The organism is Variovorax sp. (assembly GCF_035634955.1).
Taxonomy (GTDB): domain Bacteria; phylum Pseudomonadota; class Gammaproteobacteria; order Burkholderiales; family Burkholderiaceae_C; genus Variovorax.
In genome coordinates, this window is the sequence record NZ_DASQBZ010000033.1 from 198562 (window position 1) to 221416 (window position 22855).

General features: G+C 70.6%; 22 protein-coding genes. 7 read left to right on the plus strand and 15 right to left on the minus strand.

The features are described from left to right. Positions 1–40 precede the first annotated feature (40 nt). On the plus strand, positions 41–1246 hold the full coding sequence (locus tag VES41_RS23605; RefSeq protein ID WP_324822184.1) for a M20 aminoacylase family protein: 1206 nt from the start codon (positions 41–43) through the stop codon (positions 1244–1246). A 14-nt stretch (positions 1247–1260) separates the two neighbouring features. After that, a complete protein-coding gene (locus VES41_RS23610) occupies positions 1261–2325 on the plus strand; it encodes an Ldh family oxidoreductase (RefSeq protein WP_324822187.1) in 1065 nt (354 codons plus the stop codon). A gap of 55 nt (positions 2326–2380) precedes the next feature. Here the strand turns inward: VES41_RS23610 and VES41_RS23615 are convergent, their stop codons facing one another. Beyond that, positions 2381–2713, minus strand: coding sequence for a DUF6172 family protein (locus VES41_RS23615; RefSeq protein WP_324822190.1), 333 nt, complete (start codon positions 2711–2713; stop codon positions 2381–2383). A 4-nt stretch (positions 2714–2717) separates the two neighbouring features. Next, positions 2718–3917, minus strand: a complete 1200-nt coding sequence (locus VES41_RS23620; RefSeq protein ID WP_324822193.1) for a PLP-dependent aminotransferase family protein — start codon at positions 3915–3917, stop codon at positions 2718–2720. 132 nt (positions 3918–4049) lie between these two features. Here VES41_RS23620 and VES41_RS23625 point away from each other — a divergent pair, with 132 nt between their 5' ends. Next, positions 4050–5114, plus strand: coding sequence for a TerB family tellurite resistance protein (locus VES41_RS23625; RefSeq protein WP_324822195.1), 1065 nt, complete (start codon positions 4050–4052; stop codon positions 5112–5114). A 149-nt stretch (positions 5115–5263) separates the two neighbouring features. Further along, positions 5264–5467, plus strand: a complete 204-nt coding sequence (locus VES41_RS23630) for a hypothetical protein (RefSeq protein WP_324822198.1) — start codon at positions 5264–5266, stop codon at positions 5465–5467. A 13-nt stretch (positions 5468–5480) separates the two neighbouring features. Here VES41_RS23630 and VES41_RS23635 read toward each other — a convergent pair whose 3' ends face one another. Genes VES41_RS23635 through VES41_RS23650 form a run of 4 tightly spaced genes read right to left on the minus strand, consistent with a single transcriptional unit; the run spans position 5481 to position 9981 of the window. Further along, on the minus strand, positions 5481–6692 hold the full coding sequence (locus tag VES41_RS23635; protein ID WP_324822201.1) for a CoA transferase: 1212 nt from the start codon (positions 6690–6692) through the stop codon (positions 5481–5483). Further along, positions 6692–7669: a tripartite tricarboxylate transporter substrate binding protein gene (locus VES41_RS23640; RefSeq protein WP_324822204.1), complete on the minus strand. Its 978-nt coding sequence runs from the start codon at positions 7667–7669 to the stop codon at positions 6692–6694. Before VES41_RS23640 ends, VES41_RS23635 begins: the two co-directional genes overlap by 1 nt. Positions 7670–7678: 9 nt before the next feature. Beyond that, positions 7679–8827, minus strand: a complete 1149-nt coding sequence (locus VES41_RS23645) for an acyl-CoA dehydrogenase family protein (protein ID WP_324822207.1) — start codon at positions 8825–8827, stop codon at positions 7679–7681. After that, entirely contained in the window at positions 8824–9981 is a 1158-nt protein-coding gene (locus VES41_RS23650) for an acyl-CoA dehydrogenase family protein (RefSeq protein ID WP_324822210.1), read from the minus strand. The genes VES41_RS23645 and VES41_RS23650 overlap by 4 nt, the downstream gene beginning before the upstream one ends. A 127-nt stretch (positions 9982–10108) precedes the next feature. Here VES41_RS23650 and VES41_RS23655 point away from each other — a divergent pair, with 127 nt between their 5' ends. After that, positions 10109–10906, plus strand: a complete 798-nt coding sequence (locus VES41_RS23655) for an IclR family transcriptional regulator (protein WP_324822213.1) — start codon at positions 10109–10111, stop codon at positions 10904–10906. Between the two features lie 17 nt (positions 10907–10923). On the opposite strand, the gene VES41_RS23660 is transcribed toward VES41_RS23655, so the two are convergent. From VES41_RS23660 to VES41_RS23675, 4 genes are read right to left on the minus strand one after another with little or no spacing between them, the layout of a single operon-like run. Further along, complete coding sequence (locus VES41_RS23660) at positions 10924–11562, minus strand: glutathione S-transferase (RefSeq protein ID WP_324822215.1); 639 nt, start codon at positions 11560–11562, stop codon at positions 10924–10926. Next, entirely contained in the window at positions 11559–12458 is a 900-nt protein-coding gene (locus VES41_RS23665; RefSeq protein ID WP_324822218.1) for an aromatic ring-hydroxylating dioxygenase subunit alpha, read from the minus strand. Before VES41_RS23665 ends, VES41_RS23660 begins: the two co-directional genes overlap by 4 nt. Continuing rightward, on the minus strand, positions 12455–13165 hold the full coding sequence (locus VES41_RS23670) for a Rieske (2Fe-2S) protein (RefSeq protein WP_324822221.1): 711 nt from the start codon (positions 13163–13165) through the stop codon (positions 12455–12457). Before VES41_RS23670 ends, VES41_RS23665 begins: the two co-directional genes overlap by 4 nt. Beyond that, positions 13162–14235, minus strand: a complete 1074-nt coding sequence (locus VES41_RS23675; protein ID WP_324822224.1) for a BMP family ABC transporter substrate-binding protein — start codon at positions 14233–14235, stop codon at positions 13162–13164. Before VES41_RS23675 ends, VES41_RS23670 begins: the two co-directional genes overlap by 4 nt. Positions 14236–14351: 116 nt before the next feature. On the opposite strand from VES41_RS23675, the gene VES41_RS23680 reads away from it, so the two are divergent. Next, the gene (locus VES41_RS23680; protein WP_324822227.1) at positions 14352–15293 is read left to right on the plus strand and encodes a LysR family transcriptional regulator; all 942 of its coding nucleotides are present in this window, start codon (positions 14352–14354) and stop codon (positions 15291–15293) included. 37 nt (positions 15294–15330) lie between these two features. Here VES41_RS23680 and VES41_RS23685 read toward each other — a convergent pair whose 3' ends face one another. Both VES41_RS23685 and VES41_RS23690 read right to left on the minus strand, forming a co-directional pair. Next, positions 15331–17676 carry a cytochrome P450/oxidoreductase gene (locus tag VES41_RS23685; protein WP_324822230.1) on the minus strand — a complete coding sequence of 782 codons (2346 nt, stop codon included), beginning with the start codon at positions 17674–17676 and terminating at the stop codon, positions 15331–15333. A 150-nt stretch (positions 17677–17826) separates the two neighbouring features. Then, positions 17827–18810, minus strand: coding sequence for a tripartite tricarboxylate transporter substrate binding protein (locus VES41_RS23690; protein ID WP_324822233.1), 984 nt, complete (start codon positions 18808–18810; stop codon positions 17827–17829). Positions 18811–18916: 106 nt separating this feature from the next. Here VES41_RS23690 and VES41_RS23695 point away from each other — a divergent pair, with 106 nt between their 5' ends. Beyond that, a complete protein-coding gene (locus tag VES41_RS23695; RefSeq protein WP_324822235.1) occupies positions 18917–19762 on the plus strand; it encodes an IclR family transcriptional regulator in 846 nt (281 codons plus the stop codon). Positions 19763–19864: 102 nt separating this feature from the next. On the opposite strand, the gene VES41_RS23700 is transcribed toward VES41_RS23695, so the two are convergent. The 3 genes from VES41_RS23700 to VES41_RS23710 are packed head-to-tail and all read right to left on the minus strand — an operon-like array spanning position 19865 to position 22854. Next, a complete protein-coding gene (locus VES41_RS23700; RefSeq protein WP_324822237.1) occupies positions 19865–21355 on the minus strand; it encodes a tripartite tricarboxylate transporter permease in 1491 nt (496 codons plus the stop codon). A 33-nt stretch (positions 21356–21388) separates the two neighbouring features. Further along, a complete protein-coding gene (locus tag VES41_RS23705; protein ID WP_324822240.1) occupies positions 21389–21862 on the minus strand; it encodes a tripartite tricarboxylate transporter TctB family protein in 474 nt (157 codons plus the stop codon). After that, entirely contained in the window at positions 21859–22854 is a 996-nt protein-coding gene (locus VES41_RS23710) for a tripartite tricarboxylate transporter substrate binding protein (RefSeq protein WP_324822243.1), read from the minus strand. Before VES41_RS23710 ends, VES41_RS23705 begins: the two co-directional genes overlap by 4 nt. Position 22855: the final 1 nt, after the last annotated feature.

Genomic DNA, 22855 nt, shown 5'->3' on the forward strand with positions numbered 1-22855 from the left:
CTCCCCGCGCCTCATACGCACCGAACGAAAGCCCCACGCCATGAGCCTCATCAGCGAAATCGAGCACGAGCACGCCGCCCTCACGTCCATCCGCCGCGACATCCATGCTCATCCCGAGCTGGCCTTCCAGGAACAGCGCACCGCCGACCTGGTCGCGGAAAAGCTGCAGGGCTGGGGCATCGAGGTGCATCGCGGACTGGGCAAGACCGGCCTGGTGGGCGTGCTGCACGGCGACCGCGGACCCGGCACCCGCACGCTCGGCCTGCGCGCCGACATGGACGCGCTGCCCATGCCCGAGCACAACCGGTTCGCCCATGCCTCGAAGAACCCGGGACGCATGCACGGCTGCGGCCACGACGGCCACACCACCATGCTGCTGGGTGCGGCGCACCACCTGTCGCGCCACCGCGATTTCGAGGGCACGGTCCACCTCATCTTCCAGCCCGCAGAGGAAGGCGGCAACGCCGGCGCCCGCGCCATGATGGAGGACGGCCTGTTCCGGCGCTTTCCCTGCGACGAGGTCTACGGCATGCACAACATGCCCGGCATGCCCACGGGGGTGTTCGGGTTCCGGCGCGGCGCGATGATGGCCTCGAGCAATCGTTTCGACATCACCGTGCGCGGCGTCGGCGGCCACGCGGCCATGCCGAACATGACGGTGGACCCGATCGTCATCGCCTGCGAGATGGTCGGCGTGCTGCAGACCGTGATCTCGCGCCACAAGGACCCGATCGACACCGCCGTGCTGTCGGTCACGCAGATCCACGCCGGCGATGCCTACAACGTCATTCCCGCCGAGGCTGTCATCCGCGGCACGGTGCGGACCTTCAGCACCGCGGTGCTCGACCAGATCGAGGCGCAGATGCGCCGCATTGCCGAGACCTTGCCGAAGGTGCACGGCGGCAGTGGCGAGCTGAGCTTCTACCGCGCCTATCCGCCGCTCATCAACCACGCGGCGCAGACGGACTTCGCCAGCGCCGTGGCCGAACAGGCGTTCGGGCCCGACATGGTGCGGCGCGAGATCCCGCCCGTGGGCGGCGCGGAGGACTTCTCCTTCTTCCTGGAGGAAGTCCCCGGCACCTACGTGTTCGTGGGCAACGGCGAAGGCGACCACCGCGAGGCCAGCTACCACGGCATGGGGCCGTGCCAGCTGCACAACCCCAACTACGATTTCAACGACGCGCTGTTGCCCGTCGGCGCCACCTACTGGGTCAAGCTGGCCGAAGCCTTCTTCGCCCGGGCCTGACGAAGGGGAGAAACATGAGCGATTGCGCACCGCGCTACGACGCCGGGCAGCTCGTGGCCTTCGCCGACGCCTTGCTGCGCGCCGCCGGCATGGCCGACGCGCCAGCCGCGACCGTGGCCCGCACGCTGGTCGACGGCGACCTGCTGGGCCACGACACCCATGGCCTGGCCCTGTTGGCCGGCTATGTGAAGGAACTCGAATCCGGCGGCATGCGCCGCGAGGGCCAGCCGCTCGTCGTCTCCGACAGGCCCGCCGCCGTGCTCTGGGACGGCCAACGGCTGCCCGGCCCCTGGCTCGTGCACCGCGGCATCGACCTGCTGCTGCCGCGTGCGCGCGAACTCGGCACCGCCTCGCTGGTCATCCGCCGCAGCCACCACATCGCCTGCCTGGCGGCCTACATGCTGCGCGCGCTCGACGAAGGCATGTTGCTGCTGCTGGCCTGCTCCGACCCGAACAGCGCCAGCGTCGCGCCCTTTGGTGGAACCGAGGCGGTGTTCACGCCCAATCCGCTGGCCCTGGGCTTTGCGCTCACCGGCAGCGGCGTGATGGTCGACATCTCGGCCTCGATCACGACCAACGGCATGAGCAACCGCAAGCGCGCGGCCGGCGAGACCTTCGCGCGCGACGTGCTGATCGATGCCCAGGGCCGACCGAGCAACGATCCGCAGGTGCTGTTCGACGACCCGCCCGGCACGCTGCTGCCGCTCGGCGGGCTCGATCACGGCCACAAGGGCTACGGCATGGCGCTGCTCGTGGAAGCACTGACCGGCGGCCTGGCGGGGCACGGCAGAGCCGATCCGCCGGAAGGCTGGGGCGCGACGGTATACCTCACGCTGCACGACCTGGATGCATTCGGCGGCAAGCGGGCGTTCCTGCGCCAGATGGACCATCTTGCCGAGGCCTGCCGGACCAACCGGCCGGCCGACCCGGGCCGGCCCGTACGCCTGCCGGGCGAAGGCGGACTGCGGCGCCGCGCCGAGCAGGCCGCCGCGGGCGTGTGCCTGCACCCATCGATTGCGCCGGCGCTCGAATCCCTCGGCCAGCGCTACGGACTGGACTTGCCCTCGGCGCTCGCCTGAGGCCCCGCAGCGCCGCCGCCGGCGAGCTGCGTGGGCGCGAGCCCCATCCGGACGCCTACTGTCCGGCGCCGCCGCTGCCGTCGTCGGCGGCCGCATCAGGCATCGGCCGCCATTGGCGACGGGCCGGCCTGGCCAGGATCTCCACGTACACCTGCGGGTTCGCGGCCTTTGCCGCCGCGTCGACCACGGCGATCAGTTCCGCGACGTGCACGGTCGCGGCCTGCGCCGCATCGGCGCCCGCCTTGCAATCGAAATCCCAGAAGTCCATGCCCTCGGGCAGCGCACGGCGGCGCTCACGCTTGAGGTACTTGCGGATCTCGTGCTTGACCGCGTCCAGAACGCGATCGGGATGCCTGCCATCGGCGCTCAGCGCAAAGGTCTTTCTCATGGGGTTACCTTGCGCCTCGCAGCGCCTGTCCGAGGCGTCCGATGCCCTCCTCGATCTTCTCCACGTTGGCGGTGGCGAAGCTCAGGCGCAGCGTGGCGACGTCGGGCTTCTCGGCGAAGAACGGCGCGCCGGGCACGAAGGCCACGCCCTTCTCGATGGCACGCTTGGCCAGTTCGTTGGCGTCGGCCAGCGCACCGCCGGCACCGGTCAGGCGCGCCCAGAAGAACAGGCCGCCGCCGGGCTGGGTGAACGACACCGCGTCGCCGAGTTCGCGTGCGAGTGCCGCGCCCATCGCTGCGGCGCGCTGCCCATAGACCTCGCGCACGTTCGCCAGCGTCGCCGGCATCCGGCCGCTGCGCAGGTACTGCGCGGCGGTGGCCTGGGCAAAGGTGCTGGTGTGGGCGTCGCTGAACTGCTTGCACATGGTGGCGCGGGCCAGCAGGTCGGCCGGCGCGATCATCCAGCCGATGCGCAGCCCGGGGCTCAGCACCTTCGACAGGCTGCCGCAGTGCACGACCAGCTCGCGGCTGCCCGGAACCTCGGCCGTCAGCGCCATCAGCGAAGGCGGCGGCGCCTCGCCGAAGTACAGCTCGCCGTAGGGATCGTCCTCGACGATCACCGTGCCATGCCGCACGGCCGACGCCAGCACCTTCCTGCGGCGTTCCAGGCTCAGCGTGCCGCCGCTCGGGTTGCCGAAGGTGGGAATGAGATAGACGAACTTCGGCTTGTGCTCGGCGATCAGCTGCTCGAGCCGGTCGGCGTCGACGCCGTCGGCATCCACCGGCGCGCTGATGAGTTGCGCGCCGTAGAGGCGGAAGCACTGGATGGTCGCCAGGAACGTGGGCCCTTCGACGATCACCTTGTCGCCGGGCGAGATGAGCGTCTTGCCCAGCAGGTCCAGCGCCTGCTGGCTGCCGGTGGTGACGATCAGGCCGCCGGGCTCGACCGCCACGCCCTTCGTCTTCATGAACACCGACAGCTGTTCGCGCAGCGGGTCGTAGCCCTCGGTCGCGCCGTACTGCAGGGCGCCGCCCGGCTCCTCGTCGAGCGCGCGGCGGCTGGCTTCGCGCAGGCCCTCCACGTCGAACATGGCGCTGTCGGGAAAGCCGCCCGCGAAGCTGATGATGCCGGGCTTGCCCAGCAGCTTGAACAGCTCGCGGATGGCGGAGGTTTCGACGTTGTCGAGGCGGGAAGCGAATTGCATGCGGATGTGTCTCAGGTAAACGGCCGGCAATGGGCAATGGCCGGAATTCCCCCATTTTCAACCAAGCGGCTTTGCCCCGCTGGCCGCCCGGGTGCGACACTGCCCTTTGTGCAAACCCAAGGAAGGACGCGAATGCTCGACACCGAAGAAATCCGTGCCACGCTCACCCTGTGCCTGCTGGCCGCCTATGCGGACGGCGACAAGCATGACCGCGAGCGCGAACAGATCCGCCAGGTGGCTCAGGGGCTGGCCCAGGATGCGCAGGTCAACCTGCCCGGCCTGTACCAGGACGTGCTGATGCGGCGCGTCCAGCTGCCCGACGTGCTGGGCCGCCTCAAGACCGGGGAATCGCGCCAGCTCGCCTACGAGATGGCCGTGTGCGTGTGCGATGCCGACGGCCAGACCAGCGAAGCCGAACGCGCCTTCCTCGCCCAGGTTCGACAGGGGCTGGGCCACGCGCCCGCGGCCGGTGCGGCCAACGCGGCAGGCGACGCGCCGGCGGCGCCGGCCGCGTTCGCCGACCACGCCGAGGCATTGGCCACCGCGCCCCTGGAGCAGCCGGCCGGGCCCGCCGTCGCCCTGCCCGACGTGGTACCGGCCAGCCTGCCGGTGCCGCACCCGCAGGCCGTCGATGCGCTGCAGGCGCCGACCCCGGGCAAGGCCCGCCTGGCGGGCAAGCTCGGCGCCGAGGAGATGGACCGCAAGATCCTCAACGCCGCCATCCTGAACGGGGCGATCGAGCTGCTGCCGGAAAACCTGTCGACGCTGGCCATCATTCCGCTTCAGATGCGAATGGTCTACCAGGTGGGCCAGAACTACGGCTTCGAGCTCGACGCGGGCCACATCAAGGACCTGCTGGCCACCCTCGGCGTGGGGCTGACCTCGCAGTACCTGGAGCAGGCCGGGCGCAAGCTGCTGGGCGGGCTGCTCGGCAAGGCCGGCAAGGGGCTGCTCGGCGGCCTGGGCAAGCAGGCCGTCAGCAGCGGCATGAGCTTCGCTTCCACCTATGCGCTGGGGCATGTGGCCAACCAGTACTACGCGGGCGGGCGCGAGTTGAGCACCCAGATGCTGCGCGATGCTTACGAGCACGTGATGCGCGACGGACGCAGCCTGCAGCAGCGCTACCTTCCACAGATGCAGGAGACGGCGCGCGGCCTGGACACCGCCAAAATCCTGGCCATGGTGCGCGGCCGCTGAAACGCCCCGCCACCGGTCACTGACGTCCGGCTGCGCGGGCGTCAAGCAACGGTCAGGCAAGGGCGTTAGAGTCGCTGCCGGGCAAGAACCTGGCAGTTTGGCAGTCGATGGATCTGGACTTGGTATTCGGCAACTCCGCTGATGCGGGCATGGCGGTCAGCGTTGTCGCCATGGTGGTTGCCTTTCTCATCTACCTTCGGCTGTCGAAGCTGTGGGACCGCGACAGCGGGGACGACAGGGCGCGCATCCGCAAGCCGGTCGCGCCGCAGCCGCATCGGCCGCCGCACGATGGCGACGAGGCACCGCCGCCCGACGCGCCCGACGCCACCCGCTCCGGGGGCGACGGCACCTGACGGTCAGGCGCCGTCAGATCACCTTCGCCTCGCGCAGCGCGGCCAATTCCTCACCACCCAGGCCCAGCGCCGCATACACCTCGTCGTTGTGCTGTCCGGTCTCCGGCCCGGTGGCCGGCGGTGCGGGGTCGGCGCGGCCGACGAAGCGCGGCACCGCGGCCGGCGCGGGTACGGTGCCGAAGCGGGCATCCGGCAGCTCGATGAAGGCGCCGCGCGCCTGCATGTGCGGATCGGCCTGCAGATCGGCGATCGAATACACCTTGCCGTAGGGCACTTCCTGCCGGTCCAGCTGCGCCGCGAGCTCGGCGAAGGGCTGGCTGGCGCACCATTGCGCGATCAGCGAGTCGAGTGCCTCGAGGTTGCGGATGCGCGCCGCGTTGTCGGCAAAGCGCGGGTCGTCCAGCAGGTCCTCGCGGCCGATGGCGCGGCAGATGCGCGCGAAGATCGGGCCGCCGGTGCCCACCAGGGTGAACCACACGCCGTCGGCCGCCCGGAAGACGTTCGACGGCGCGGTGTAGGTGGCGCGCGAGCCCGTGCGCTCGCGCACCACGCCGCCGATGCGGTGCTCGGCCGCCAGCGGGTCGAGCAGGCGGGCCATCGCCTCGGTCGCCGACAGGTCGATCTCGGCGCCCTTCTGCGCCTCGCGCGGCAGTGCGTTGCGCTCGGCCAGGGCCGTGCTGATGGCGAAGGCCCCGAACAGTCCCGCCACGACGTCGCCCAGCGGATAGTTCATGTGTTGCGGCGGCCCGCCGGGTTCGCCGGTCAGGTGGGTGAAGCCGCTCATCGCCTCGAAGATGCGGGCGAAGCCCGGGCGCCGCGCATACGGGCCGGTCTGGCCGAAGCCGGTCAGGCGCAGCACGATCAGGCGCGGATTGGCCTCGTGCAGCGTGCGCATGTCCAGGCCCCATCCATCCAGCGTGCCGGTGCGGAAGTTCTCGACCAGCACGTCGAAGTCGCGCACGAGGCGCAGGAACAGCGCCTTGCCCTGGGCCTTGCGCACGTCCAGCGAAATGCCCTTCTTGCCCCGGTTGGCCGTCTTCCAGAACAGCGGATGGCCTTCGTGGACGGGGGTCAGGCCCCGCAGCGGATCGCCGCCGGCGGGCAGTTCGAGCTTGACCACCTCGGCGCCCATGTCGCCGCACAGCGTGGCCGAGAACGGCGCCGCCAGCACGGTGGCCATGTCGAGGATGCGCACGCCGCGCAGGGGCAGATCGGCGCGGCTCATCAGTTGGTCTTCAGGTCGACGCGCTTGAGCACCGGGTCCCAGGCGGCCCGGTCGGCGGCAATGCGCTTGTCGAAAACAGCGGGCGCCGGGTCGAGCGCGGTGGCGCCGAGCTTGAGCAGCTTGTCCTTGACGTCGGGCAGCGCCATCGCCTTGGCCAACGCCTGGCGCAGCGGGCCGAGCACCGCGTCCGGCGTGCCCTTGGGCGCCACGACGCCCACCCACAGGCCGCTGTCCAGGCCTTGCAGCCCCAGTTCGGCGAAGGTCGGCACGTCCGGCACCGCGGGCGAGCGGGTGCGGCCGGTCTGCGCCAGGATGCGGATCTGGCCGCTGCTCATGTACGGCAGCGTGCCGCCCAGGTTGTTGCACATGACCGGGATGTGGCCGGCGATCACGTCGTTCACCGCCGGTGCGTTGCCCTTGTATGGCACGTGCTGCATCTTGATGCCGGCCTGGTGGTTGACCATCTCGCACACCAGGTGCGAAGGCGTGGCGACGCCGGCCGAGCCGAACGCGATGCCGCCGGGCTTGGCCTTCTCGGCGGCGATCAGCTCGGGCAGTTTCTGGTAGGGCGTCCTGGCGTTGACCGCGATCACGTTGGGCAGGTCGGCCACCAGTCCGATCGGCAGGAAGTCGTCCACCGGATTCCAGTTCAGGCCCTTGTGCACGTACGGCAGGAACACGTTGGTCAGGCCCGCCATCAGCAGCGTGTAGCCATCCGGCGCGGCCTTGGCCACGTATTCGGAGCCGATCAGGCTCCCCGCTCCGGCCTTGTTCTCGACCACGACCGGCTGGCCCAGCGCCTTGCCGAATTCGATGGCCACGTCGCGCGCCACCAGGTCGGTGCTGCCGCCGGCCGGGAACGGCACCACCAGCTTCACCGGCCGGTCGGGAAAGGCGGCCAGCGCCAGCGAGGTGGCAAGGCCGAGCGCCAGGCCGGTGGCCAGGCGCGAGAAAGCAGTCAGTCGGTTCGATGTCATGGTCGTCTCCTAGGTCCTGGAAGCAGTGTTGAGAAAGCGGCGGCCCAGCGTGGCCCGGTGCAGTTCGGAGGCGCCGTCGTAGATGCGGAAGGGCCGCAGTTCGCGCAGGATCAGCGCCAGCGGCTCGTCCTCGGACATGCCGAAGGCGCCGCACATCTGGGCTGCGCGGTCGGCGACGCGGTTGAGTGCCTCGGAGACGAAGACCTTCGTCATCGCCGATTCGGTCTTGACCGGCTCGCCCGCATCCATGCGGCGCGCGCAGTCCTGCGTCATGAGGCGGCTGGCGTGCAGGTCGATGTGGCAATCGGCCACCATGGCCTGGATCTGCTGCAGGTCGGCCAGGCGCTGGCCGAACGAAGCGCGCTCGCAGACGTAGGCCTGCGCGATTTCCACGGCGCGCCGGGCCCGGCCGGTCAGCCGCATGCAGTGCGCCAGGCGCGCCGGTTCCAGCCGCTGCTGCGCGTAGGCCAGGCCCTGCCCGACCTCGCCCAGCACCGCATCGTCCGACACGCGGCAGGCATCGAAGCGAAGCTCCCCGTGCCCGCCGATGGCGAAGGGGTCTATCGCCCGGATCGCACGCACGAGCTGCAGCCCCGGGGCGTCCATCTCGACGATGAACTGCGTCGGCCCCTCGTCGGTCTGCGCCAGCACGATGCAAAAGCGCGCGTCGACCGCGCCGGTGATGAACCACTTGTGGCCGTCGATCACCCAGCCGTGCGCCACGCGCCGCGCGCGAGTGCGCAGCATCGACGGATCGGACCCGGCGCCGGGTGCCGGCTCGGTCATGGCGAAGCACGACCGGATGTCCCCGTCCGCCAGCGGCTTGAGGTAGCGGCGTTGCTGCTCGCCATTGCCCTGGCGCAGCAGGCTGATCATGTTGGGCTGGTCCGGGGCGGCGCAGTTGAGCGCGCCCGGGCCGAGGTAGCTGCGGCCGGCTTCCTCGAAGACCCCGGCGCGGTCGGCCCAGCCCAGGCCCAGGCCGCCCTGCTCCACCGGCATCTGCGGCAGGTAGAGCCCCTGTGCGCGCGCGATCGGCCGCAGCGTCGCCAGTGCGGCGTCGAGCGCGGCCGGATCGTGCACGTGCGCGGGCGATTCGAGCGGAAGGCAATGCGCCTCGACGAAATCGCGCACACGCGCGACGAGGTCGGTGCGGCTCATCGCGCGCCCGCCTCGCGCAATGCCAGCTTGGCGATGTTGAGCTGGTGGATCTGGCTGGTGCCCTCGTACAGGCGGAACAGGCGCACGTCCCGGTAGTAGCGCTCGATCGGGCTGAAGTCGGCCACGTAGCCGGCGCCGCCGAACATCTGCACCGCGCGGTCGGCCACGCGGCCGCACATCTCCGAGGCGAAGTACTTGCACATCGAGGCCGTCATCGCGACGTCGTCGCCGCGGTCGCGCGCGCGGGCCGCCTCCAGGATCATCGAGCGGGCGGCGAAGATCTCGGTGCGGCTGTCGGCGATCATGGCCTGCACCAGCTGGAAGTCGGCCACCGCCTGGCCGAACTGGCTGCGCTGCGTCGTGTGCGCGATGGCCAGGTCCAGCATGCGGATGGCCGGCCCCGTGCACAGCGCAGCCAGGTGCAGGCGCTGCTTGTTGAGCACCTTCATCACGGTCTGGAAGCCCACGCCCTCGCGCCCGCCGATGAGCTGGCTCGCATGCACGCGACAGTCCTTGAAGTGCACGTCGCCGACGTGCGAGCCGGACTGGCCCATCATGCGATAGGGCTCGCTGGTGGTCAGGCCCGGCGAGCGCTCGACCAGGAAGGCCGACACGCCCTTGCTGCCGCGCGAGCCCTCCTCGGTGCGCGCGATGACGGTGAACACGTCCGCCACCGGCGCGTTGGTGATGAAGCGCTTGCTGCCGTCGAGCACGTAGTGGTCGCCGTCGCGCCGCGCCGTCGTCTGCACGTTGCTCGCCTCCGAGCCGGCCTCGGGCTCGGTCAGCGCCAGGCAGCCGGTGAGTTCGCCCGTGGCCATGCGCGGCAGCCAGCGCTGCTTCTGCTCGTCGGTGCCGTCGGCCACCAGCGCCTCGGAACCGATGCCGGTGTTGGTGCCCACCCGCGCGCGCAGCGCCACCGACGATTGCGACAGCTCCATGGCGCACAGCACCAGTTCTTCCGTCGTCAGCCCCAGCCCGCCGTAGGCCTCGGGGATGCTCCAGCCGAACCAGCCCTTGCGGCGCAGTTCGTCCACGACGTCGGGTGGAATGTCGTTCTCGCGGCTGACGCGGTCTTCGAGGGGATGCCAGCGTTCGCGCACGAAGGCGCGGATGTCGGCGATGAGGGCTTCGAGGCGGGCGGTGTCTCTGATCATGGTGGCCGCGACTGTACGAAGCAGGTCCACAATGGGCGGCACGCGATTTCAACTATTGAAATGACGATTCGCAACCATGCCCCGCACCACCCAGAATCGGCGCCAGACATCCCACCCCCTCCACCAGATGAAGGACCACGACGACTTGCGCCGCGTCCGCGAGGAAGACCCGTACTTCGCCGGCACGCTGGCCAAGGGCCTGCTGATCCTGCAGACCTTCGTGAGCGATCCGCGCGCGCATGCCAACAGCGAGTTCGCGGCCAAGCTGGGCCTGTCCCGGCCGACCGTCTCCCGGCTGTGCAAGAGCCTGCGCGCGCTGGGCTTCCTGGATCATGACGAACGGCTGGACCGCTATTTCATCGGCCCTGCCGCGGTGGCGCTGGGCTATCCGTACGTGATCAACACGCCCATGCTCGCCACCCTGCGGCCGGCCATGCAGGAGCTGGCCGATCGCATCGAAGGCGCCGTGTCGGTGGGCGTGACCATGGACCTGGACGTCGTCTATCTCGAGACCTGCAGCCACGAGGAAGGCACGCTCAAGCGGCCCGGCGTCGGCGCGGTGCGGGGCATCGTCGAGACCGCCATGGGCCGCGCCTGGCTGGCGCAACTGGACGCGGACGAGCGCCGGACCTTCCTGGCGCGCACCGAGCGCGAGCGCCCCGAGGAGCACGCGCGCTGCAGCGAAGGCGTGCGCGAGAGCCTGGCGCAATACGCCCGGCGCGGCTTCTCGGTCAACCTGGGAGACGCCGGCTTCGGCGTGCTGGCGGTGGGCGTGGCCGCACGCCTGCGCTACGGCCCGCGTCGGCTCCTGTTCAACTGCGCGGTGCCGGGCTTTCGCACCAGGAAGACGCAACTGCTCGAGTCCATCGGGCCGCAGCTGGTCCAGCTGGTGGGCGCGGCCGACCGCCAGTCGGGCTTGCGCTGAGCCTGGCGCGCCGCCGTTCAGGCCGCCGGCAGCGGCACGAAGATGCCCGGCATGCCGATGAAGCCCGGCAGGTGCCGCACGTCGCGCACCCAGCGGCGCAGCGCCGGGTAGGCGTCCAGCACGATGCCGCCCTCGGGCGCCAGCGCCACGTAGGGAAAGCAGGCCAGGTCGGCGATGGTGGCATGGCTGCCGGCCAGCCACTTGCCGCCGGCCGAGGCGCGCTCGGCCAGGTGGTCGTCCATCAACCGGAACAGCGCATGCGCGCCCCGGCGCGCGGCATGCACGTCGAGCGAATAGCCGAACGCGTCGTGCAGGCGCGCGGCCGAGGCGGTGCCCGTGATCTCGTCGGCGGTGGCCAGCCACAGCGTGATCTCGCCGCGCAGCGCCGGGTCGTCCGGGTACCAGCGGTGCTCGCCGTCGTAGCGGCTGGCCAGATAGACCAGGATGGCCTGCGCGTCGCGCAGCACGAAGCCGTCGTCGTCCAGCACCGGCAGCTGGCCGCGCGGATTCACGCGCGCCAGGAACTCGGGCGACTTGTGCGCCTTGCCGGGATGGAAGTCGATCGCCACCGGCTGCCATTCGAGGCCCAGCCAGGCGAGCATCTGCCGCACCTTGAAGCAATTGCCCGACAGGGGATAGTCGTACAGGCGGATCATGCGGCCGACCCTGTCGCGGCCAGGGCCGCCGTGCGATCGGCCGCCAGCGCGCCGTACTGCTGCCCCCGCTCGCGCAGCCAGCGCCGGTAGGTCACCGACAGCATGTCGGCGCGTGTCGGCGTCTCGAGCCGGCCTTCCAGCGGCAGCAGCTGCGGCCGGTGGCTCTCGAGGATCGGCTTGTCCTGGCCGAAGATGGTGTGCTGGAAGGCGATCAGCTCGGCGTCGCTGCTGGTGTCGTCGAAGTAGGCCAGCAGCGTGTGGGCGATCACGCGCGTCTCGTCGACCGGCTGCACGAACAGGCCGATCGCATCCCGCTCGCCCGCGCGCGAACTCGACTTGTAGAGCATCGCGCAGAAAGGCTGCATGACGCGGTAGACGTAGGCCGCATCGCTGCCCTCGGCATGCGCCGCGGACGAGCGCGGCTGCCAGAAGCGGCAGTCGGTGGCCCAGATCTCGTCGGTCGCCGCGTCGATGTCCACCTTGTACGGCGTGACCTCGGTGTGGGGCAGCTCGCCCAGGTAGTGCGCATGCACGTAGGGGAAATGGGCCATGTCCAGGAAGTTCTCGACGACCCGCAGCCCGGAAGTGGCGACGCCGACCGGCCCGCAGTCGATGATGCGGCGGCCGGGTTCGTCGAACTCCGGAAAGGCGAACAGCTCGCGCGCCGGCCGGCCGTCCGGGCACACCCAGGCGAAGCCGTAGCGCCCCTGCGCGAACAGCGGCGCGCCGTCGCATTCGGCCCGCACGGCGCCGTCGTCCGACAGCCACAGCGCGACCTCGCGCCCGAGCAGGCCGGTACGGAACGGCCGGTCGGCGCTGGCCGCGCGCAAGGCCGACAGCGGGCCGGCCACGAGCCAGCTGCCCAGCAGGCCCGGGTCCTGGATCGCGAAGCTCATGAGGACACCTCCGTGGCCGGCGCCGCTGCGCCCGCCTGCGATTCGATATCGGCGCGCAGCTGGCGCGCCAGGGCATGCACGTCGCGCAGCGCGCCGGCCGCGCCGCAGCGCAGATGCAGCATGGCAAGTTCCGATTGCGCCTCGAGCAGCAGCGCCTGCGCCGGCTGGTCGCCCAGCCGGCCGCTCCACAGCGCGCCGCCCTCGTGGCGCCAGCCCAGCGCCGCCAGCGCCAGCCGCGTCATCGCTGCGCTGCAGCGCAGCGACAGCGTGCGCAGCGGCGCCCAGCCCGGCGGCAGCGGGTGTGCGGGCGGCTCGGCCGCCGGCGCGTCCGCGCCCAGCCAGGCCCACACCGTGCCGTCGCGCTCGGCGCAGGTGAAGGTCCGGGCGCACAGGTTGGCCGGCGGCGTGCGGTCCGGATGGGCCGGGATGCGCTCGCAGCGCGCACTGTCGGCGGCGTAGGACCAACCGTGATAGGCGCAGCTCAGGCGGTTGTCCACCACCTGGCCCAGCGTGAGCCGCACGCTGCGATGCGGGCAGCGGTTCTCCCACACCTGGGGCGTGCCGTCGGCGGCGCGCCAGACCACCAGCTCCTGCCCGCGTGCGAAGGCGCCCACCACATCGCTGGCCGGCGCCACCTCTGCGCCCGGCAGCAGCGGAAACCATTCGCCCCGGTCCGTGGCCGGGGACTGCGCACCGGCGGCCGTCACTTGCCGCCCACCACGCCTTCGGCGAACCAGTCCATGCTGCCCAGATCGGCATCGCCCAGGGCCTTGCCCGCGGCCACCCGCACCTGCCCGCCCTGGTCCTTGATCGGGCCGCCGAACACGTTGAGCTTGCCCGACACGATCTCCTTGGACTTGGCCTCGATCAGCTCGGCGGTCGCCTTGTCCACGCGCGGACCGAACGGCGCCATGCGGATCACGCCGTCGGCCAGCCCGCCGAAATACAGCGACGGCTTCCAGGTGCCGGCCATCACCTCGTTGGCCACCCGCGTGTAGAAGCCGCCCCAGTTGTGCGTCACGCCGGTCAGGTAATGGTTGGGCGCGTACTTGCGCATGTCGGAATGGAACGAGATCACCGCCACGCCGCGCGCCTCGGCCGCGGTGGCCACCGCCGGCGAGTCGGTGAAGTGCGTCAGCACGTCCACGCCCTGGTTCATCAGCGCGGTGGCGGCGTCGCGCTCGCGCGGCGGGTCGAACCAGGTGTTGATGAACACCACGCGCACCGTCGCCTTCGGATTGACGCTGCGCGCGCCGAGCGTGAAGCTGTTGAGGTACCACATGACGTCGGGCACCGGCAGCGCGCCGACCAGGCCGAGATTGCCCGTCTTGCTGGCACGCGCGGCGGCGATGCCCGCCAGGTAGCCGCCCTCGTGCCACTTGGCGTTGTAGCCGCCGAAGTTGGCCGCCGTCTGGTAGCCGCTGGCGATCAGGATCTTCACGTCCGGGTTGTCCTGCGCCACCTTGAGCATCGGCTTCATGTAGCCGAACGAGGCGCCGAAGATCAGCTTGCAGCCATCCGACACCAGTTCGCGCGCAACGCGCTCGGCGTCCGGCCCTTCGTTGGTGTCCGCCACGGCGCGCACCGACACCTTGGCGCCGAGGTTCTTCTCCATCTCGGCGCGGCTGAGGTCATGCTGGTGGGTCCAGCCGGAATCGCCGACGGGCCCCAGGAAGACGAAGCCGACCGTCAGCGGTTCGGCGGCGAGGGTGCGCAAGGAAGTCCCGGCGGCCGCCAGGGCGGACAGGGACAGGAGGGCGGAGCGGCGGTTCATCATGGCTTTTGTCGGTTCTGGGACGCGGAAGAACCGGCGACGATAGACCCCCGGGGCGCCGCGCGAAAGGGGCATTCGCGGCATACTCGGTTTCATTTTTGAAACGATGAACGAAATTTGTGCCTGCTGACCTGAAGTCCGTTGAAGCGTTCGTGCACATCATGCGCAGCGGCAGCCTGACCCGCGCCGAGCAGCGCAGCGGGATGTCCAAGGCCAGCCTGTCGCGCCACCTGGCGCAGCTCGAAGCCTCGCTCGGCGCGGAGCTGATCCAGCGCGGCTCGCGCCACATGCGCCCGACCGAGGCCGGCCGCGCCTTCTTCGCCCGCTGCGAGCCGATGCTCGGCGAGCTGGCGCAGCGGCTGGACGACGCCCGCACCGAGGTGCAGGACCTCTCGGCCGGCCGCACCGGCAGCCTGCGGGTGCTGGCCGACCCGCAGTTCGGCACCGCCTTCGTCTGCCAGGTGGTGCGCCTGTACATGGCGTCCTACCCGGGCGTGCACTGCCGCGTGGACATCGCCGGCATGCCCGGCTCGCTGGCGCCGGACGAGGCCGACTGCTACGTCTGCGCCGAGGCGCCGGACATGCCGGACCTGGTCGCCAAATCGATCGGACAGCTCGGCTTCGGCCTGTACGCCAGCCCGCAGTACCTCGCGCGTGCCGGCGCGCCCGATGCCCCGGCGCAGCTGGCCGGGCACGACGCGATCGTCATGCACGACGCATTGGGGCGGGCCGACCTGACCCTGCTGCGCGGGCGATCGCATGCCGTCATCCACCCGCACGTGGCGTTTTCCACCAACGACCACTGGGTGATGAAGACGCTATGCCTGGACGGCCTGGGCATCGCGCTGATGCCCGACTACTTCGTGCAGCCCGAGTTGCGCCACCACGCGCTGGCCGCGGTGCTGCCGGAATGGAAGCCCGCACCCCGGCGCATCCATTGCGCCTTCAAGCGGCAGCGCTACACCGGCGCGAAGCTGCGCGGCTTCGTCGACCTGATGGCGCGCTGCGTGGTCGACATCGACTCGTTCAACCTGTACGTGGGCGGCGCGCGGCCCGCCTAGGCCCGCCCCGCGGTTACCCGCGCGGCGGCGGCGCCGGTCACAACGCCAGCACCAGCCGTCCGCCGCCGCAGGCGCGCGAGCAGCAGCTCATCATGCGCTCGCCCTGTTCGCGCTCGGCGCGGGTGAGCACGCGGTCGCGGTGGTCGACCGCGCCGGCGAGCACACGTACCTCGCAGGAGCCGCACAGGCCTTCCTCGCAATCGCTCTGCACGTCGATGTTGGCCGCACGCAGGGCGGCCAGCAGCGTCTGGTCGGAACGCACCGGCAGCGTCATGCCCGAGTCCTTCAACTCGACCTCGAACGCCTGCTCCTTCGACGGGTCCAGCGTGCCGAGCGTCGATTCGAAATGCTCGATCCGCAGGCTGTCCTGCGGCCAATGCGCGCAGGCCGCTTCGAGCGCATCGAGCATGCGCAGCGGGCCGCACGCATAGACCTGCGCGCCGGGCTGCGGCGTGGCCAGCAGCGCCTGCAGGTCGAGCCGCGAGCCTTCGGCGCTCAGGTGCAGGTGCAGTCGTTCGCCGTGCAGCCGCTGCAGGTCGTCCACGAAGGCGAGCGCGGCCCGGTCGCGTCCGCAGTAGTGCAGCTCGTAGTCCTTGCCCAGTTCGTGCGCGCGGCGCGCCATGGCGGCGATGGGCGTGATGCCGATGCCGCCGGCCACGAAGATCAGCCGTGCGGCGCTCTCGTCGAGGCGGAAATGGTTGCGCGGGCCACGGATGCGCAGGCGGTCGCCCTCCTTCGCGTTCGCGTGCACCCAGGCCGACCCGCCACGGCTTTGCGGATCGCGCAGCACGGCGATCTCCAGCGCCTGCGGATCGGACGGGTCGCCGCACAGCGAGTACTGGCGCGACAGCCCGGTGTCGCCGCATTCGACGTCGATGTGCGAGCCCGGGGCCCAGCGCGGCATCGGCCGGCCGTCCGGCGCCACCAGCCGCAGCGCGACGATGTCGGTGGCTGCCGCCTCGACACGCTGCACCACCACAGGCCGCGCAATGGCATGGGACGAAGGCTCGCCGATACGCACCACCGCGCGCGCGCCGGTGCGCACCGCCGGGTCGCGGCGCTCGGGGTTGCGCGCCGGATCCCAGGTCACCCACAGGTGCTCCGGACCCCGGAACGAGGTGTTGGGCACGTAGCTGAACTGCTGCGGCGCCAGTTCCATGTGCGGCAGGCGCCGCGTGAACTCCTCGAGGAACACCTGCATTTCCATGCGCGCCAGGTTCTTGCCCATGCACTGGTGCGCGCCGTAGCCGAAGGTCAGGTGGTCGCTGGCGTTCTCGCGCCGGATGTCGAACAGGTCGGCATCGGCGAAATGCGCCTCGTCATGGTTGGCCGACGAGGTGACGATCAGCAGCTTCGAGCCGGCCGGGATGGCGATGCCGCCCACGGTCGTGTCCTTCGTGGCCAGGCGGCGCCAGGCGGCCACCGAGCCGTTGTGGCGCAGGCATTCCTCGACCGCGCTGGGAATGAGCGCCGGGTCCTCGCACAGCTCGCGCCAGGCGTCGGGATGCTGCAGCAGCAGCTTCATGGCATTGGCGGTGGCGTTGGCGGTCGTCTCGTGCGCGGCGACGATGCCGGCCATCATCATCGAGTGCAGGTACGAGTCGGTCACGACCTCGGGCAGTTCCTTCTGCCGGCGGATGCCGTACTGCATCCAGCCCGGCGCGTCCGGGTCCTGGCGCATCTTGTCGAGCACCTTGCCGGCGTATTGCCAGAAGTTGCCGACGGCATGGGCGACCGCGACCTGCTCTTGCGGCTTCGGCCGGCCCCACGTGTTGACGGTGTGCGCGATCGAATACTTGCGCAGCGTGTCCATGTCTTCCTCGGGCACGCCCAGGAAGTGCAATGCCACCGTGAGCGGCACCTCCCACAGCATCTGGTCGACCAGGTCGGCGCGCCCGTCGTCGATGAAGCGGTCGACGTAGGCGCGCGCCAGCTCGCGCACCAGTGGCTCGTGGTGCCTCAGGTGCTCGGGCGTGAAAGGTTCCATCAGCGCGCGGCGGCGCGGCATGTGGGCGGGCTCGTCCTCGTTGACCAGCGTGCGGTTGAGCGCGAAGCCGTAGCTCTCGAGCACGGCGTTGGCCTCGGGGCCGGTGGGCGTGATCTTCTCCAGCGCGATCGACGGGCTGAAGGTGAGGTTGTCCCGGAAGATCGCCTTGATGTCCTCGTAGCGCGTGACCACCCAGTAGCCCAGTTGCGGGCTGTAGAACACCGGTTCCTGCTCGCGCGCCCAGCGCACGTAGTCCGGCGGGTCCTGCTGGTAGCCGTCGCTGAACGGGTCGAAATCGGCAGCGCGGTGGCTCACCGGGCAACCGTTCGGCGCCGGCGGCGCCGCGGCGGCGCCGGGGGCGAACGGGCACGCTTGCGGCGCGGCGGATGTGGTCATGGTCGGGGCTCCGGAAAGGCCCCCCGTCCCGGCAAGCGCAGCGAAGCCTCCGGGGCACCGACGGGGCCGGCCTTGCCGCACCGTCGGGTGTGCCCCGTCGAGAGGGGAATCGAGCGACACGCAGTGCGCGAGGAACGGGGGTGGTTCACATCAATCCAGGGTGATGCCCAGGTCGCGGATCAGCTTGTGCCAGCGCGCCGTCTCGCTCTTGAGCAGCTCGGCGAACTGCTCCGGCGAACTGCCGACCGGCTCGACGCCGAAGTCCACCAGCTTCTTGTGGACGTCCGGCGCGTTGATGGCGGCAACCACCTGCTTGTTCAGGCTGGCGATCACGTCCTTGGGCGTGGCCGCCGGCGCGACCATGCCAACCAGTGCGGCGGCCTCGACGTTCTTGTAGCCGAGCTCGGCAAAGGTCGGCACGTCCGGCAGCTGCGGCAGGCGGGTGGCATTGGCCACCGCCAGAGGACGCACCTTGCCGCCCTTGATGAAGCCGGCGCCTGCGGCCATGTCGACCATCATGGCCGGCACCTGGCCGCCGGCCACGTCGGCCAGCGCCGGGGCGGCGCCGCGGTACGGCGCGTGCGTCATCTTCAGGCCGGCCTCGGTCTTGAGCAGCTCCATCGCCAGGTGGTGCGGGCTGCCAGCGCCCGCGGAGGCGTAGTTGATGCCCGCCGGGTTGGCCTTGACCTCGGCGATGAACGCCTTGGCGTCCTTGGCCGTCACGCTCGGGCTGACCACCAGGATCATGGGGAAACGGCCCATCAGCGACACCGGCGCCAGGTCCTTGGACGGGTTGTACGACAGGGTCTTGTAGAGCGCCGGGTTGAACACCAGCGTGCCGTTGTCGGCCGACAGCACGGTATAGCCGTCCGGCGCCGAGCGTGCGACGTCGGACGCCGCGATGGCCGTGTTGCCGCCGGGCTTGTTGTCGACCAGCACCGGCTGTCCGATCTGCGTCGACAACTGCTGGCCGATGGTGCGCGCCAGGAAGTCCGAACCGCCTCCGGCCGGGTACGGCACCAGCCAGCGCATCGGCTTGGACGGCCAGGCGGGGCCCTGCGCAGACGCCGCGACCGGCACGAGGGACGCCGCGAGCGGCAGGGCGAGCAGGCCGGCGGCCAGAAGCTTCTTCATGAGGTGTCTCCAAAAGGGGCCAGGATACGAGGGTGTTCCTGTATTGCGTAATTGTGATGCGCATTGCGTAATCGATGCGTCCGGATTTACCCGACACTCGACGCCCATGCCTTCGCCCATCCGCCCTGCCCCCGCGCCCTCCTCCGCTGCCGGCCCGACCACCGAGGCCCTGGTGCGTCCACGCGAGCGCCGCCAGCGCGTGCAGGCGGCGGAAACCGGCATGGCGGTGCTCAAGGGCCTCGCGCGCCTGGGCGGGCGCGCCACCCTGACGGCACTGGCCGCGCATGTGCAGGAAGCGCCGGCCAAGGTGCACCGCTACCTGGCCAGCCTGAGCGAGGAAGGCCTGGTGGCACAGGACAGCGGTTCGCAGCAGTACTACCTTGGCCCGGAGGCCATCGCCATCGGCGTGGCCGCCATGCGCCAGGCCGACCCGATCCGCGCCAGCGAGCCGGCACTGCTGCGCCTGCGCGAATCGCTGGAGGTCACCTGCTTCGTCGCCGTCATGGGCAACAAGGGCGCGACCATCGTGCGCTTCGAGGAACCGGGCCTGCCGGTCACCGTCAACGTGCGGGCCGGCTCGGTGCTGCCGCTTCTGTGGTCGGCCACCGGGCGCGTCTTCCTGGCCGCGCTCGACGACGCGCGCATCCGCGAGATGGCTGCCGAAGAACTCGCCGGGGCCACGCCCGACCTGCGCCGGCTGCTGCCCGCGCGCGATCCGGTCGGCTCCCTGCGCGCCGAAGTGCAGGCCGCCGGCTGCGCGTGCGTGCGCGACACCCACCTGCGCGGCATCAGCGCCGTGGCGGCGCCGATCACCGACTACGGCGGGCGCATCTGCGCGGTGCTGACCGCCCTGGGCGCCACCGGCGGCTTCGACCCCGCGCCCGACGGCCCCATCGCCCGCGCGATCCGCCAGGAAGCGGCGGCGATCAGCGCGCAGCTGGGGCGGCGCTAGCGGTTCGGCCCACTCCAGGCGGCCGCGTGCTTTTGCGCCAAGGCATGGCCGGCGAGCGACCGGTCAAGGGCGAGCAGGACTGCGGCGATGAGAGTTGGCGATCTACGCCGCTGCACGCCGACCGAACAGCCGCTTGATCAGCGGCACGCCCCAGATCAGCAGCGTCAGCACCGCCAGGCCGGCGGCGATGGGGCGGGTCAGGAAGGCCATCAGGTTGCCGTCGGCCTTGATCATCGAGGTGATGAAGTTCTCCTCCAGCATGCCGCCCAGCACCACGCCGAGGATGGCCGGCGCGATGGGAAAGTCGTTGTCCTCGAGCACCCAGGCGGCAACGCCGGCGGCCAGCATCACGCCGATGTCGAACACCGAGTTGTTGATCGCGAAGGTGCCGACGATGCAGAAGATCAGGATCATCGGCATGAGCACGTCGCGCGGCACCAGCAGGATGCGCTTGGCGACCTTGATGCACAGGATGCCCAGCGGAATCATGATGATGTTGGCGATCACGAACAGCATGAACACGGCGTAGATGTTCTGCGGGTTGGTCGTGAACAGCGTCGGGCCCGGGTTGAGGTTCTTCATGTAGAGCACGCCGATCACGATGGCGGTGATCGAGTCGCCCGGAATGCCGAAGACCAGTGCCGGAATCCAGGCACCCGCGAGCGCACTGTTGTTGGCTGCGCCCGACTCGACGATGCCCTCCACATGCCCGGTGCCGAACTTCTCCGGCTCCTTCGAGAACTTCTTGCTCATGGCGTAGGACATCCAGGCGGCGATGTCGGCGCCGGCGCCCGGCAGCGCGCCCACTACCGTGCCCAGCGTGCTCCCGCGCAGGATCTGCACCGGGTAGCGCCGCGCCAGTTGCCACTGGCCGGCCAGCACGCCGCCGACTTTCTCGACCACCAGCTCGCCCGGCGGCGTGGTGTCCACCGCATGGCGGATCACCTGCGAGATGGCGAACATGCCGATCATCATCGGGATCATGCCGATGCCGCCGGTCATGTCGACGCTGCCGAAGGTGAAGCGCGGAAAGGCCGCCGGGTTGTTCAACCCGACGCAGGCGACCAGCAGCCCGAGCAGCAGCATCACCAGCCCCTTGAGCGGCCGGTCCGACGTGATGAACACCGCGCAGGTCAGGCCCAGGAGCACCAGCCAGAAATACTCGAACGAGCTGAAGTTGAGGGCGAACTCGGCCAGTGCCGGCGACGCCACGATCAGCACCGCCGTGCCGAACAGGCCACCCACCGCCGAGAACACCAGGCCGGCGCCGAGGGCCAGCTCGGCCTGCCCCTTGCGCGTGAGCGCGAATGCCTCGTCGGTGTACGCAGCCGAAGCCGGCGTGCCCGGAATGCGCAGCAGGCAGCCCGGGATGTCCCCGGAGAAGATCGCCATGGCGGTCGCGGTGACCATCGCGGCAATGGCCGGGATCGGCTGCATGAAGAATGTCACCGGCACCAGCAGCGCCACCGCCATGGTGGCCGACAGCCCCGGCACCGCGCCGACGAAGAGCCCGTAGAGCGATGCGACCACCATCACCAACAGGGTGTAGGGGTCGAACACCATCGCAAAGGCCTGCGCGAGTGCTTGCTCCATCCGATCTTTTCTCCGTTGGGCTTCGCCGGTCGTCTACCAGGCGATCGGCTGCAGCACGCCCCAGGGCAGCGGCACCCGCAGCAGCTTGTAGAAGGCCAGGTGGATCACCAGCGCGGCCACCACCGCGAGCGGCACGGCCGCCAGCGGGCGCACGCCCATGGCCAGCATGCAGGCCACCAGGACCACGGCGGCGCATACCAGGAAGCCCAGCGCCTGCGCCGCCAGCATGTAGAACAGCACGCCGCCGACGACGGCCACCAGCGCCACGACATGGCGTGGCAAGCGCGCCCAGGGACCGACCTGGATCCAGGGCGCCGCCGCCCGGTCGCGCCAGCCGCGCACCGCCAGCATCAGTCCGCCGACGAACAGGCCGGTGGCGATCAATCCGGGAAACAGCGCCGGCCCCACCTGCTGGCCCGGGATCTTCGGGTACCCCTGCACCACGGCCAGCACGACGGCGCCGAGCAGCATCAGCAGCACGCCGAAGACGGCGTCGTTGAACTTCATTTGGCGATGCCGACTGCCTTCATGGTGGCGCCCAGTTCGGCGTCCGACTTGGCCATGAACTTGCCGAAGGCATCCGGCGCCGCATAGGTCACGCCGAAGCCGCGCGAGCCCATGAAGTCTGCGTACTCCTTGCTCTCGGCAGCCTTCTTGACGGCGGCGGCCAGCTTGTCGCGCACGTCGTTCGGGATGCCCTTGGGCGCGACGATGCCGCGCCATGCCGCCATCTGCCAGTCGCTGCCGATGGCCGACTTGAGCGTGGGCACGTTCGGATACAGCGTGGACGGCTTGTCGCTCATGAGCACCAGGCTCTTGATCTTGCCGGCGTCGATCAGCGAGCGCGCCTCGGGCAATGACACCGGCGCGATGTCGACACCGCCGGCCACCATGTCCTGCAGGCCGGGCGCGGCTCCGTTGCTGGGCACCCAGGGCACCGCCGTGGGGTCGATCTTCTGGTCGCGCAGCAGCCCGGCGATGGCCAGGTGCCAGATCCCGCCCTGGCCGGTACCGCTGGCCTTGTGCTTGCCGGGGTTGGCCTTGATGTCGGCCAGCAGGTCGGCAATGCCCTTGTACGGTGCGTCCGCGCGCACCTGCACGCCGGCGGGGTCGGCGTTGACCAGGCCGATCGGCGTGTACGAGGCGCCGGTCAGCTCGGTCAGGCCCTGCCAGTGCATCATGCCGATTTCCACCGTGGCCAGGCCGATGGTGTAGCCGTCGGGCGGCGCGGCGGCGATGGCCGCATGGCCCACCACGCCACTGCCGCCGGTGCGATTGACCACCGTGACCGGCTGGCCGAGGTCCTTCTCGATCAGGCTGGCAATGATGCGCGCGGTGGCGTCCGTGCCCCCGCCCGCGCCCCAGGGCACGATCAGCGTAACGGGGCGGGTGGGATAGTTCTGTGCCAGGGCCGGCGCGGCGGCGCCCCAGAGGGCGAGGCTGCCCAGCGCGGCGGCCGCGGTCTGGGCAAGGAAGGAACGGCGTGATCTCAACTTCATG

What these genes read in the sequence shown, in the direction of transcription:
- VES41_RS23655 (WP_324822213.1), top strand. Translation starts at nt 10,109, where the DNA reads ATGAAGGACCACGACGACTTGCGCCGCGTCCGCGAGGAAGACCCGTAC.
- VES41_RS23630 (WP_324822198.1), top strand. Translation starts at nt 5,264, where the DNA reads ATGGCGGTCAGCGTTGTCGCCATGGTGGTTGCCTTTCTCATCTACCTT.
- VES41_RS23665 (WP_324822218.1), bottom strand. Translation starts at nt 12,458, where the DNA reads ATGAGCTTCGCGATCCAGGACCCGGGCCTGCTGGGCAGCTGGCTCGTG.
- VES41_RS23620 (WP_324822193.1), bottom strand. Translation starts at nt 3,917, where the DNA reads ATGCAATTCGCTTCCCGCCTCGACAACGTCGAAACCTCCGCCATCCGC.
- VES41_RS23640 (WP_324822204.1), bottom strand. Translation starts at nt 7,669, where the DNA reads ATGACATCGAACCGACTGACTGCTTTCTCGCGCCTGGCCACCGGCCTG.
- VES41_RS23605 (WP_324822184.1), top strand. Translation starts at nt 41, where the DNA reads ATGAGCCTCATCAGCGAAATCGAGCACGAGCACGCCGCCCTCACGTCC.
- VES41_RS23610 (WP_324822187.1), top strand. Translation starts at nt 1,261, where the DNA reads ATGAGCGATTGCGCACCGCGCTACGACGCCGGGCAGCTCGTGGCCTTC.
- VES41_RS23625 (WP_324822195.1), top strand. Translation starts at nt 4,050, where the DNA reads ATGCTCGACACCGAAGAAATCCGTGCCACGCTCACCCTGTGCCTGCTG.
- VES41_RS23615 (WP_324822190.1), bottom strand. Translation starts at nt 2,713, where the DNA reads ATGAGAAAGACCTTTGCGCTGAGCGCCGATGGCAGGCATCCCGATCGC.
- VES41_RS23645 (WP_324822207.1), bottom strand. Translation starts at nt 8,827, where the DNA reads ATGAGCCGCACCGACCTCGTCGCGCGTGTGCGCGATTTCGTCGAGGCG.
- VES41_RS23690 (WP_324822233.1), bottom strand. Translation starts at nt 18,810, where the DNA reads ATGAAGAAGCTTCTGGCCGCCGGCCTGCTCGCCCTGCCGCTCGCGGCG.
- VES41_RS23710 (WP_324822243.1), bottom strand. Translation starts at nt 22,854, where the DNA reads ATGAAGTTGAGATCACGCCGTTCCTTCCTTGCCCAGACCGCGGCCGCC.
- VES41_RS23660 (WP_324822215.1), bottom strand. Translation starts at nt 11,562, where the DNA reads ATGATCCGCCTGTACGACTATCCCCTGTCGGGCAATTGCTTCAAGGTG.
- VES41_RS23700 (WP_324822237.1), bottom strand. Translation starts at nt 21,355, where the DNA reads ATGGAGCAAGCACTCGCGCAGGCCTTTGCGATGGTGTTCGACCCCTAC.
- VES41_RS23685 (WP_324822230.1), bottom strand. Translation starts at nt 17,676, where the DNA reads ATGACCACATCCGCCGCGCCGCAAGCGTGCCCGTTCGCCCCCGGCGCC.
- VES41_RS23675 (WP_324822224.1), bottom strand. Translation starts at nt 14,235, where the DNA reads ATGATGAACCGCCGCTCCGCCCTCCTGTCCCTGTCCGCCCTGGCGGCC.
- VES41_RS23705 (WP_324822240.1), bottom strand. Translation starts at nt 21,862, where the DNA reads ATGAAGTTCAACGACGCCGTCTTCGGCGTGCTGCTGATGCTGCTCGGC.
- VES41_RS23650 (WP_324822210.1), bottom strand. Translation starts at nt 9,981, where the DNA reads ATGATCAGAGACACCGCCCGCCTCGAAGCCCTCATCGCCGACATCCGC.
- VES41_RS23635 (WP_324822201.1), bottom strand. Translation starts at nt 6,692, where the DNA reads ATGAGCCGCGCCGATCTGCCCCTGCGCGGCGTGCGCATCCTCGACATG.
- VES41_RS23695 (WP_324822235.1), top strand. Translation starts at nt 18,917, where the DNA reads ATGCCTTCGCCCATCCGCCCTGCCCCCGCGCCCTCCTCCGCTGCCGGC.